Origin of the sequence: Larkinella sp. (assembly GCF_965227735.1) — a bacterium.
GTDB lineage: Bacteria > Bacteroidota > Bacteroidia > Cytophagales > Spirosomataceae > Larkinella.
This window is the reverse complement of the sequence record NZ_OZ245776.1, coordinates 1,393,117-1,404,736: the sequence shown is the minus strand read 5'-3', so window position 1 is coordinate 1,404,736 and position 11,620 is coordinate 1,393,117. Positions and strand designations below refer to the sequence as shown.

Here is an 11,620-nt window from a genome sequence, read left to right as displayed (position 1 = left end):
ATGCCAATTAATTTTTCAACGCCGTTGTTTCAACACCTGCTTGAAGGTGCCGTCGGCCTCAAAAAGCAGGGCTACCGGTTTTCCATCACTGGTTTTTACAACGACCACCAATTGCCCGCTGGCATTTTTGGCGGCATCTTTAATTGTCGAACCCGCATACGTCGTCGTGATGTAGGTTGTAACGGCAGCGGGCAAATCTGCCACGGCAACCGACGTAAAGTTGCCGCGCAACGGTTTGGAAACTTCCTTGTTGAAGGTTCCGTCGGTGTTGAAGAGCAGTGTTTTGGCCTGATCACTCACCACGATCATTACCAGATAGCCACGCGTACTGTCTTTGGCTGCGGTTTTCACCTCGGCTCCGGCATAATTCGTGCTGATGTAACTGGTGATGGCGGAGGGCAGGTCAGCGACGGCAATCTGTTCCAGCGATCCTTTTTTGCCACCGCCTTTTCCGTGCGAACCGCCTTTCCGGCCGGGGCCGCCTTTCAGCGCCAATTCTTCGTTAAAGGTGCCGTCGGCGTTGAATAAGAGGGCTTTTGTTTCGCCATTTTGCGTGATGGCTACCAGGAAGTTGCCAGTGTCATCTTTGGCGGCATAGTCAACGGTGGCACCTGCATAATTGGTAGAGAGGTAGTTGCTTACAGACGTTGGAAGATCGGTTACGGCGATTTTCGTAATGTTCTTCCTGCAAAAGAATCCGGAACTGTCGGACGCCAGCCGGGCGGTGCTGGTGGCCGAGATAGCCGAATCGGTGTCCGGTGTGACGGTTTGCTGGCTTTGGTTGCAGCCATACAGGCCGGCGACGATAACGGTCAAGGCAATGAACAGGGGTTTTTTCATGGTTTTGCTGTCTATATATGATGGTGGTTGGTAATGCAGAGTAACAAATTAGGTGTCCTGTTTCAAAGGACCGGTGGTCATGCTGGGTTCGGTTCGGTAGAAATCGTACAGCCGTCGTCCGATCAGTTCGTGGCTGATGGCGTTGAGCCGTTCGCGGTCGCCGGTACTGAAAAACTCTTCGCGGGAATCGACCAGGGCCTGCACATCGAACACGCGGAACCCCCGGTGATGGCCTTCGCTTTTAAGGATGGCACTGCCCTTGCGTCGCAACCAGCCACTGACCGGTTCGCGGTGGGGGAAAGGGGTCATCAGAATAACCCGGCTGCGGTGAAACCGGAGGGTTTCCAGGATCATCGACAAATGGGCGTATACTTCGTTGAGGGGCCGAATGGCACCCAGCATGGATTGGATGCGGCACTTCCAGGCCATCACATGCTCCACGAACCGGGTTCCGGCGGTGGGGCGCAGGGCCAGCCGCGAATCGCGCAGGTGGCGGTTGGCAATTTGCAGAATGATCAGGTCATAGCGCCGGAGCGGAACCCGCTGCAACACTTCGGCGATGGTGCTGATGGCCATCGGCGCATGGTAGGTCACGATTACTTCCTGCCCCCCGCGTTCCAGTTGCTGCACGAACTGATCGATGTAGCTCTGCCGGGAGTTGAGGCCCGAGTCGTAATGGAGACTATCCGCAATGACCAACAGATGTATTTTCATTGCTTTAGAATTTCTGGTTCAAAGCCGGAAAAAGAGGATAGTTCACTCGGGAGCAAACCGGTTTTTCCGACGATACAATTGACATTACGCCGGGAAAACCGGCACCGTTGCAGACCAAATCGAAAAAAAAGTAGGAATTGGGGGAGTGAAAAAAAATAAAAAAAAGCGTCTGGTTGCTGCAACAGTCGCCCGGTTTTTGACGTATTGGGATGGTATGAGTGAATTATTTACTTAAATCGTTACGGCCTTGTTCTTCCGAAAGCGCCCCTCCTTCGCGGAAAACGATATTGATAGTGTTATTGAAGCCTGCCGCAACCATGATGCGCAGGCTCAACGTGTTTTATTTAAAAAGTTTTATGGCTATTCCAAAAGCATTTGCCTGCGGTATTCGGCTACGACGGAAGAAGCCGAAGAAGTGTTGAATGAGAGCTTTCTAAAAGTATTTCAACGGTTGCATCAGTATGATGCCACGCATCCTTTCAAAGCGTGGCTGCGGTCGATTCTGATCAATACCGCCATCAGTTATTACCGTAAATACCACAAACTGGACATGAGTTCGTTGGAGGCCGGTCAGGATGTGCCGTTCGAAGACGATGTGATTGGCCAGATTTCGGCCGATGAAATTCTGGCGCTGGTGCAGCAACTGCCACCAGCTTACCGTACTGTGTTTTCGATGCATGTAGTAGATGGCTACAGTCTTCGGGAAATTGCCGAGGTGTTACAGAGCAACGAAGCCACGATCCGTTCGCATTTTTTACGGTCGCGGCAACGTCTTCAACAGGCCATTCGGTCTGCGTACCCACACCTGTTTCCATCCGACCCCGCGATTCCTATTCGTTACTATGAAAACTGATAAATTTGAGGAAAATATACGACAAAAGCTGGAGGGGATAGACCCTCCGTTCCAGGAGACGGATTGGGTGCATCTTCGGTCTGTTCTGCGTCGCAATGGTGTGCCTTCCATTGGCGGGGCGGTTACGCAGTGGCTTGTGCCGATGATGAGTGCTGCCACGGTGGCCGGGCTGGTTATTCTGGCCGTGTGGCAATACCGTACCAATCAGAAACTGGTGCAAACCGTTCAGTCTCTGAAGGATACCGTCACGATTCTGCAACAGGCCCCACTGGAAGCCCCGGTCGCCCAGGCACCCAAAACCGATACGGTGTATATTACACGCGAAGTCCTGATTCCATCACCCCGGTTATCGCCTTCTGCCCCAGGAGGTCAGCAGAACGATGATCGTGAGTTGGCCAACCGGTCAGAAACTGATCCATCGGCAACGGATCGCTCCGACGGAAACCCGTCAATCGAATCAACTCCAAATCGGAAGCGCAACCATCTGGAAGGGAGTACTTTATCGGGTCAATCCGGCTCGCAAGAGCGCCTGACAGAATCCGAAGCGGGGTTGAATGGATCGGAATCGGATCCTTCAAAAACTGGTCGTGTGCCTTCGGAGCAATCGGAACGAATCACGCTTCCTTCAGGTCGTGTGCCGAAATCTGCCACGGACCGCTGGAATCGGAACCCGGACCGGTATTCGGGACGGCAGAAACCCGCCGGTTTAGAAACCTCCCGGCCGTTGTCAAGCGGTGCTTCGGGTTCGGTAGATGTTCCGGGGAATGCCGGTTCGACAGCCGGTTCGTCCTCGTCAGCTTCTATTTCCTGGGAGCCGGTGTTGAATCGGCCATTGAAATTTGATTCCAGTTATTACGTCGAAAACTACCAACGCCGGGTCCGGCGCATTCGGCCGTTGGCAACGCATTCGGCCGTAGCTACCTCTTCGGGTTCAAAACCGGTGGTGGAAGAACGGCAGCGGTTTGTTCACGTCCGGATTGGAGGCAGTGCGCAGTTGAGTGGCGGTCAGTCGGGTTATGGGCTGGCGAGTGAAGTTCTGATGGGAGATCGGTTGACGATTGGCATCGGATTGACGCGCCTGAATGTTTCGGGCGAAGAGTACATTACGGAGGGGCAGTATTTCATCAAGAAAAAGAGTGATTTCCGGCGTGATTATCCGGGCAAAGTACCCGGCGACAAGCGCATTGAGATCCTGGATATCGCCCGTAGCGGGAAAACCTGGCAGTTACCGGTCACTTTTGGGTATCGTCTGCCAGTCGGGAATTCGGTTACCATAACGCCTTCCGTTGGCGCGAGTTTCAGCCTGGAAGCCCGCGAGAAAATTTCGTACACCAACCGCATGGGGCCGTATGAATTTATGGCGCAAAAGTTTTACGAAAAATGTTCTCCCGGCGTGTACAACAACTGGCTCGTGGGGGTGGCTGTCGAGAAGCAATGGAGTCACTGGGTGATTCAGGCCAATCCGTATCTGTCAAGCCCTTTACTGTCGACGCAATTTAGCTTAAATCGGACTTCGGCCGGGGTGCGGGCGCGGTTGTTGTATCAGTTTTAGGAGTGCGCAGACTGCGGTTTTATAACGGAATGTGGCCTGAAGGTTGGTCTATAAAAGGTCTTTGCGCACGTAAACCGAAACGCCGGATTCTTGAGACAATAACCGGTACTTATCGGCGATAACCTGCTTTAACTCTGGATTTTTTTGGTGTACAACCCATTCGGGATTTTCAAAAAACCGGTTTGCTTTTACTTCGTCAATGAAAACGGGAGGGTTGTTTCGTTTTAGGTCATCTACATACGCTCTCCCGTAATAGGCAATGAGTTGAGGATCATGAATCGCTCCCAACGAATTTGTGGTCATACAGCGAATCGAATGGTTTTCTTTTGTGCCCTGCCTCAATCCGCTCAAGGTATGATACCGCATATTCCACCCCCAGACCACCAGACAATCGGTTGGTTTTGAATATTTTTTGATTAAACTGACTACTTGCCTTTCATGGAGGGGAGTGGAGGTCATTGTAAAGTTTTGATTTTTCCTGGGGAGCTTTAAAGCATGTACTAAAGTGGAACCAATGAGCAATCCTATGCTGAGGGTAACCACTTTCCGGTAAGCCTGTTCCTGATCAGATTCCAGGATTCGATGTATACTGTAGGCGGTGAGTAATGTGATTGGGAAAATAGTGTAAAAAAGATAATGTTCAAATATGTAACCAGTTTTTGTTACGACAACCAATGATGTGGTAACATTCAAAAGTAAAAACCATAGTTTTTTATTGTAAAAAAAAGAATACATCCGATCGTTAAAAGCCATAAGTATCGCTACAATCCATAGAAGAAAACAAGAAATCAGAAAGAATACGTAGTCGTACGAGGATTTAAAGAATAGTTTTATGAATGATTGAAAGCCGTTTCCCGGATTATAATGACTAAGATTTGTTTTAATGTACATGATGTAAAAATCGTACATGAGATGATTATAATTGAGAAAAATAAATAGTGATCCAGCCACGATTATTATCCCGAATCCCATTGATGTGATCAATAAGAATTTTCGTAAAATTGGGGTTTTGCCATTTATGATAGCCAGGAAGGCGCACAAAATGTATAGGAAAGCAAGTGGCCCTCCCTGTAATTTTGCGAGCGGAACGAGGGCACAAACAAGGCCAAATATTCCTGCTAGTAAAATGGATTTCTTCGCAGAGCGGAAAATTTTACCCAATAGAAAGACACCTACGGTAAGTAATGTAACGGAAGGTAATTCACTATTGTAATGGTTGAAGTCGCCGTGTTTTGTAAAAAAGAAAAATTGAAATGGGATTAATAAACTTAAAAATGACGATTTAGAATCGTAAAAAAGACGCAATGTGCAATACGTTATAAAAAGGGATATGATGATCAGAACGACCGATAGCAAGTGGAGCGTAAAATAATCAAATGAAAATCCGATGTGCTTTAAGAGTAAGATAAGATAACTGTTGATTGGGCCACCAGTTGTTCCATCAACTGATCGCCAAAAAACCGGGTCATAGTCCAATGTAATTGCTTGAGTCAGTATCTGGCTTTCATCAGGATTTATCTGACCATTATATAAAATATATGGCAATTTTTGCGCTAATAAAAGTATTGACAACACTGCTAATAGCGAATACTCATAAGATGATAGAAATGGAGATGTGGTGATTGGTGGATAAGATTTGTTTTTGATAGATAAATTTCTCATGTAGTTAGCTTTGATTAGTGACAACAGTCTCTAAGTATTTATAAAGAATCAGGCTTATATTGGCAATTGCTTGTTCATGCATTTTATGTTATAGTAAATTTCCCATCAGGTTTTTTCCTCGCAATCGCATTTTCACTTGAGTAATAAAATTGATGGAAAAAATAGACTCCCTTTGGTATTTTTTTTGGGTCTATTTCAACCTCAACCCGGTATCCTTTTGAGCAGTGATCTCCGGATTTAAAAAAATTACGTAAACCAGTTGGAGAGACTATTGACCACAGAAGAAATGTATCTTTCTGGGAAGCCATAATTAATGCATAGCCTTCATCGAGATGCCGGACTGGGTTAACTTGATCATTAATCATGTTCAGTCGAACCAGTTTTCTGTACCCAACGTCAGTTGAAATTTGTATTTTTTTTAGAGGAGAGAAGTAGGTTTCATTCCATTTTTTTTCCTTGAAGGCCTTATTCAGTATGGTTTGCGGTAAAAGACTCATTTAGGCCGTGATTAAGTTTGTTGGTTTTGGGGGATACTTTTTTTCGATGGCAGAAATAGGGGATAGATAGATCAGAGGGGATTCGTTTCATACTAAATCGGATCAATAAAAAACACGATATATATCGTGTTTTTTATTGATCCGATACCTTCAAAGAATTAATTCAAGTTCTTTAAATCGTCGATTACTTTAATGGCTGGCCACGTCATGCAGCCATTATTATTGTTCTGGAAGTTGTTAAAAATATTGATAATGCTTCCCCCATTGTAAGAGCCATTATTGAGTGCATCAGTTACCTTTACCTCCATCACACAGTTAGTCGGAAGTGATGATATAGTTTTATTCCAATACCCTGAACTTTTGAGCGCATTCACAACTTGCTCTAAATCATTTCCAGGGGGGAAATAATCAAGAGGTAAATCAAAGATAGCAAATGAAATATCAGTTGCTCCTGCGTCGATACTAGTCTTGATTTTGTCAATTAAGGTAGGTACAAGAGTAGACGGACAAGGTTGCTCATTGCATTCGTTGCTCCATTCCACTGACGCAAGTGAAGGTCGTGCAGTTGCTACGATACGGGTTTCAAAAGCCGACTGATAGTTATAGCCAGGGTTATGTTTTACCCCATCCAACTCCGGAGGAAGCATTCCTAACAAAGCCCAAGTACCCCGTTTGTCATTACTATCGGTAAAGCTTCCGACGTCAAGTACTGTTTTGATATTTTTGGCTTTAAAAATTCCGACCCATTCCTTAACAAAATCTATAAGAACCTTCGATCGGAACTGAAGCCAGCGTTTGTGATTTAAACTTGACCCTCCATCAACAGGAGGATTCGGACGTCCTGAATAAGTAATATCATGCCAATCTTGCCAGGCACTTACCGTGCTGGGGTGGTAATCTGTATAAGCATTAAGGTAATAATTTGCCTCTTTGTGGTGGTTGACTACAACAGCAACATACCCAATCAAGTTAGCTTTCGTCGCTAGGTAATTGGCCACACCGTTCAGCCATCGTCGGTAGTTCGCTATTTTGGATGAATGGTAGCTCATGAAATGATTTATAGGTTCAGTATGCCCCCCATTGGCATCTGATACAAATTTCTGGGCAGCATCTGTTCCCTCATAGCGCCATGGTGCGCTGGTATTATATTGCGAATTAGCAGGAGGTTGACTAAAATCCAATAATGGCCAGATGTTAATATTTACTTTAAGTCCGTGGCTATCGGCTTTAGCAAATATATAGTCCCAATGACGGAACTCAAACTCCCCTGGACTCATTTCAGTATCATCCCATTTCATAGGCATTGACACATGGGTTCCGCCCAGTTGTTGCCAGTAATTCATTATTTTTGCAATATTCCTAATCTTTGTTACTTTAAGATTTGAGTTGTTAGGAGGTACTAAACGATGGGGTGAGGGCAAATTAGATCCGGGTTCAGGCATGTTTACGTATTTACGTGTGCCATAGTCTTTTCCGTCACTCCATTCCTCACCAACTATAGAGGTCATCATAAACGTTTTAGTGGCTACGTTTGTACTATTGGGACAAGAAGTAACAGTTACAGTGGCCTGAGCGATTTTATTATCGCATCCGGCTTTACTGGCTGTAACTGCATAGGTTGTCGTGCCATTATTGCCAGCGGCCGTGATGTTGACCGATTGGCCATTTTGTCCCGTACTCCACTGATAACTAACCCCGTCGCAATTAACTCCTGTGCAGGGGGCATTGAGAATTATGGCACTACTGCAATTAGCCGTAGCAGGCGCTGTGGCACTGACGACAAAGTCACAGGCGACAGTAGCACTTCCACTGCGAAGCAAGGCTCCGGCGGGGATTTCCTGCTTGGCAAAGGTGGGACCCTGCCAAAGTGTTTTCAATCCCCAGCCTTCGGTTCCCTGGCTGTAAAGAATCTGGATGGGGTGATAACCAGCCCGTAGGCAAATGCTGCCACTGGGTTCCTGGCCTGTCGAGTTGATGCCGTGGCAACCCCGGTCGGCAGCAATCAACTGGCCCCCAATCAAGAGTTGGGAATCATCATCACTGGTGATGAAGAAGGTATATTGTCCATCAGCCGGGACTTGAATGTATCCGGCAAACTCGAAGCCAAAATGGTCTTCGCGCTGGCGGGGCGTGAGGCTAACGGTGCCGACCGAGCCGGAACTAACGACAGCCTGACCGCTGAGTCCGGTGGCTGAGCACCAGTCGTTGTTGGCGATGCTTTGGTAATACTTATACGCCAAACCGCCAGTCAGGTTGGCAGGAGAGTCGGCATTTCGCAAGGTGGTGCAGGAACCGGCTGGCGGAGGAGTGGTAGGACAACCGGTAGACTCGAATGTAAACAGACGCTGGTCGGCGAAACCTTCGGCAAGATTTCCCCACAATTGAAGCTGAGGTTCTGCGCCATAATTTCGCATATCCCAGGTAAGCCCATTGGAGGTATTGATTCGATAACTGCCGTTGTTGTCGCTCTGGATTGTCCATTTCTGCAAGTCAGTTCCGGTGTAGGTTCCAACTCGGACTAATTCACCCTGGCTGGCACTATTGGCCTGCATGCTTTTGCCGGAGCCATCCTGCGTGGTGAAGCGGTATTGATTGGTTCCTACAGATTCGGCTTTCCAGATCTGGTTCGTCTGGTTGTTGGCGGCTCGTTGTTCGACCACATCACCAGCTAGAGATTGGAGCATCTGACCGGTTTTTTTGGAGCGAATAATGTAACAGCCCGTAAGTGATGATCCACACCCGTTGACGGTGACCGATGTTTGAGCGATTTTATTATCGCATCCGGCTTTACTGGCTGTAACTGCATAAGTTGTCGTGCCATTATTGCCAGCGGCCGTGATGTTGACCGATTGGCCATTTTGTCCCGTACTCCACTGATAACTAACCCCGTCGCAATTAACTCCTGTGCAGGGGGCGTTGAGAATTATGGCACTACTGCAATTAGCCGTAGTCGGCGCTGTCGCACTGACGACAAAGTCACAGGCGACAGTAGCACTTCCACTGCGAAACAAGGCTCCGGCGGGGATTTCCTGCTTGGCAAAGGTGGGACCCTGCCAAAGTGTTTTCAATCCCCAGCCTTCGGTTCCCTGGCTGTAAAGAATCTGGATGGGGTGATAACCAGCCCGTAGGCAAATGCTGCCACTGGGTTCCTGGCCTGTCGAGTTGATGCCGTGGCAACCCCGGTCGGCAGCAATCAACTGGCCCCCAATCAAGAGTTGGGAATCATCATCACTGGTGATGAAGAAGGTATATTGTCCATCAGCCGGGACTTGAATGTATCCGGCAAACTCGAAGCCAAAATGGTCCTCGCGCTGGCGGGGCGTGAGGCTAATGGTGCCGACCGAGCCGGAACTAACGACAGCCTGACCGCTGAGTCCGGTGGCCGAACACCAGTCGTTGTTGGCGATGCTTTGATAATACTTATACGCCAAACCGCCAGTCAGGTTGGCAGGAGAGTCGGCACTGCGCAAGGTGGTGCAGGAACCGGTTGCCGGAGTAGTAGGACAACCGGTGGACTCGAATGTAAACAAACGCTGGTCGGCAAAACCTTCAGTGAGGTTACCCCACAATTGAAGTTGTGGCTCAACACCGTAACTTCGCATATCCCAGGTAATTCCATTGGAGGTGTTGATTCGATAACTACCGTTGTTGTCGCTTTGGATTGTCCATTTCTGTAAATCGGATCCGGTGTAGGTTCCAATTCGGATTAATTCGCCATTGCTGGCCGTATTAACCTGCATGCTTTTGCCGGAGCCATCCTGCGTGGTGAAGCGGTATTGATTGGTTCCTACAGATTCGGCTTTCCAGATCTGGTTCGTCTGGTTGTTGGCGGCTCGTTGTTCGACCACATCACCAGCTAGAGATTGGAGCAACTGACCGGTTTTTTTGGAGCGAATAACGTAACAGCCGGTAAGTGAAGCTGATTCCGCGGCAATTCGTGATCCTTTCAAAGAACCAGCATTGGCCAGACTTTCGGCGGAGTTTTGACAATGAATCTGAAATTTGCCTTTTTCTACAAACTTGCTGTCAGCACCGGCATCCTTGTGGCTTCGCAACAAGCGGAAGGTGGGATTGCTGGAAATTGAAACAAACTTACCCTTGAGAGAATAAGTAACCGTTTTCCGGTGGGTTGAAAGCTCTGTACCGATGAGGTCGATGTAGTCACCACCTGTTTGAACGAAACCGTCCGGGACGATCACTTTGAGACTGAACGCATTTGAGCCGGGAAAGGTCGCTAATAAACCGGGATGGATGGCCATGTAATGAGCCGTTATCGTTAATTCCACTTCTTCACCAAGGCCGACCTGCTTTTTATTGGTGTAAAAAACAAAACGAATCGGATCACTACCCAGGGAGGCTGATTTTCGATTGGGGGATGGATAGGAAGGAGGAAGAATCGGTCTTCTGGATTTACCGCTTCCCGGGTTTCGGCTCTTTTCAAGTGCGAATGTCGCGGGGTTATCCATATTCTTCAGCAAAATAGACGTTCTTTTTCCTTCCCTATTTATGTTACTAAATCGAAAAGATGGTAAACTTAATAGCGCCAATAATGCTATTAAGTTTATGAAGGTATGATTCCTTCCTGCAAGGTAGATTCTTTTTTTCATGATAGCAAGGATGTGAACTTTACGATAGTGTTTTTGTAAAATTCACTAAGTCTTTCCTTGCTTACATGAGTGATATTGTGTTTATTTTTAGGGTATGTTACCTATTTTTGTTTCCGTAATTAATATTTAGTTGATAAAATGTCTACTTTATTTTTAAATATGAATCTTAATAAAGAACCTGGTCCTCCATTTACATTTAGCTTCGAAGAAATATTTGCCTTATGGTTTTCGACTGTTTTGGGGCTAATGTATAGTAGGCCGGCTATTTCTGCTGCAGATTTTCCTTCCGCTAATTCCCATATTATTTCCTTTTCACGCCCTGTCAATTCATTCCATCCTTGTATAACATGCGTTCTCGATATTGGGGGCAATGAGGGCAAAAAACGCTGTCCCAGAGAAATTAATCTTAAACATTGTGGTAATTCATGAAAACCGCACACCAAATCGGGTTTTAAATGCTGAATATGATAATCGATAATTTTTGTATAATTAACGCTATTGTCTACCAATATTGCTAATTGGAAACGTTGGTTCCGCAATCGTAATTCTTGCAAAACATCAAAATAAACTGTCGATTTTTCGTAAATATCAAATAAAATCCAATCAACAGGCTGCTGTTTTATGGTCCTTTCAACTTGTTGAATGTCAAAAATAATTTTTATACTTAAACATACCGATCTGGCAATTTCGGTCATGTAAGAGGCTATAAAGTGATTAGATGGTATACCAATTATTGTATTCATAAGGCCTGTTTTTTTTGTTTTTAATATATGCAATATGCCAATAACATGCCAGATGATATAGTGTAATTTTTGAGATACAAAAGTGACTAATTGGCGTTAATATAAACACGAGTTGTTGGTACGTGTGAAAATTTACGATGTGCTGGATCGTA

Annotated in this window: 8 protein-coding genes; 2 read left to right on the top strand and 6 right to left on the bottom strand. The window is 46.5% G+C overall.

Going from position 1 to position 11,620, the window contains the following annotated elements; genetic code table 11:
- Positions 1-15: 15 nt before the first annotated feature.
- Together ACO064_RS05575 and ACO064_RS05570 are read right to left on the bottom strand one after the other, a co-directional pair.
- Positions 16-840 carry a PepSY-like domain-containing protein gene (locus ACO064_RS05575; protein ID WP_421826410.1) on the bottom strand — a complete coding sequence of 275 codons (825 nt, stop codon included), beginning with the start codon at positions 838-840 and terminating at the stop codon, positions 16-18.
- Between the two features lie 48 nt (positions 841-888).
- A complete protein-coding gene (locus ACO064_RS05570) occupies positions 889-1,554 on the bottom strand; it encodes a hypothetical protein (protein ID WP_421826409.1) in 666 nt (221 codons plus the stop codon).
- A gap of 247 nt (positions 1,555-1,801) precedes the next feature.
- On the opposite strand from ACO064_RS05570, the gene ACO064_RS05565 reads away from it, so the two are divergent.
- Together ACO064_RS05565 and ACO064_RS05560 are read left to right on the top strand one after the other, a co-directional pair.
- Complete coding sequence (locus ACO064_RS05565) at positions 1,802-2,407, top strand: RNA polymerase sigma factor (protein ID WP_114409068.1); 606 nt, start codon at positions 1,802-1,804, stop codon at positions 2,405-2,407.
- Complete coding sequence (locus tag ACO064_RS05560; protein WP_421826408.1) at positions 2,397-3,959, top strand: hypothetical protein; 1,563 nt, start codon at positions 2,397-2,399, stop codon at positions 3,957-3,959. The genes ACO064_RS05565 and ACO064_RS05560 overlap by 11 nt, the downstream gene beginning before the upstream one ends.
- 48 nt (positions 3,960-4,007) lie before the next feature.
- Here ACO064_RS05560 and ACO064_RS05555 read toward each other — a convergent pair whose 3' ends face one another.
- From ACO064_RS05555 to ACO064_RS05540, 4 genes are all read right to left on the bottom strand, one after another.
- Positions 4,008-5,621 (bottom strand): hypothetical protein, encoded by a 1,614-nt coding sequence (locus ACO064_RS05555; RefSeq protein ID WP_421826407.1) that lies wholly within the window; start codon positions 5,619-5,621, stop codon positions 4,008-4,010.
- 83 nt (positions 5,622-5,704) lie between these two features.
- The gene (locus ACO064_RS05550) at positions 5,705-6,118 is read right to left on the bottom strand and encodes a hypothetical protein (protein ID WP_421826406.1); all 414 of its coding nucleotides are present in this window, start codon (positions 6,116-6,118) and stop codon (positions 5,705-5,707) included.
- 158 nt (positions 6,119-6,276) lie between these two features.
- Complete coding sequence (locus tag ACO064_RS05545) at positions 6,277-10,725, bottom strand: PA14 domain-containing protein (protein WP_421826405.1); 4,449 nt, start codon at positions 10,723-10,725, stop codon at positions 6,277-6,279.
- A 119-nt stretch (positions 10,726-10,844) separates the two neighbouring features.
- Positions 10,845-11,468 carry a helix-turn-helix transcriptional regulator gene (locus ACO064_RS05540; RefSeq protein ID WP_421826404.1) on the bottom strand — a complete coding sequence of 208 codons (624 nt, stop codon included), beginning with the start codon at positions 11,466-11,468 and terminating at the stop codon, positions 10,845-10,847.
- Positions 11,469-11,620: the final 152 nt, after the last annotated feature.

Bases quoted from the DNA above. Each gene is read 5' to 3' on its own strand.
- ACO064_RS05575 (WP_421826410.1), bottom strand. From the start codon at position 840: ATGAAAAAACCCCTGTTCATTGCCTTGACCGTTATCGTCGCCGGCCTG.
- ACO064_RS05560 (WP_421826408.1), top strand. From the start codon at position 2,397: ATGAAAACTGATAAATTTGAGGAAAATATACGACAAAAGCTGGAGGGG.
- ACO064_RS05540 (WP_421826404.1), bottom strand. From the start codon at position 11,468: ATGAATACAATAATTGGTATACCATCTAATCACTTTATAGCCTCTTAC.
- ACO064_RS05570 (WP_421826409.1), bottom strand. From the start codon at position 1,554: ATGAAAATACATCTGTTGGTCATTGCGGATAGTCTCCATTACGACTCG.
- ACO064_RS05545 (WP_421826405.1), bottom strand. From the start codon at position 10,725: ATGAAAAAAAGAATCTACCTTGCAGGAAGGAATCATACCTTCATAAAC.
- ACO064_RS05555 (WP_421826407.1), bottom strand. From the start codon at position 5,621: ATGAGAAATTTATCTATCAAAAACAAATCTTATCCACCAATCACCACA.
- ACO064_RS05550 (WP_421826406.1), bottom strand. From the start codon at position 6,118: ATGAGTCTTTTACCGCAAACCATACTGAATAAGGCCTTCAAGGAAAAA.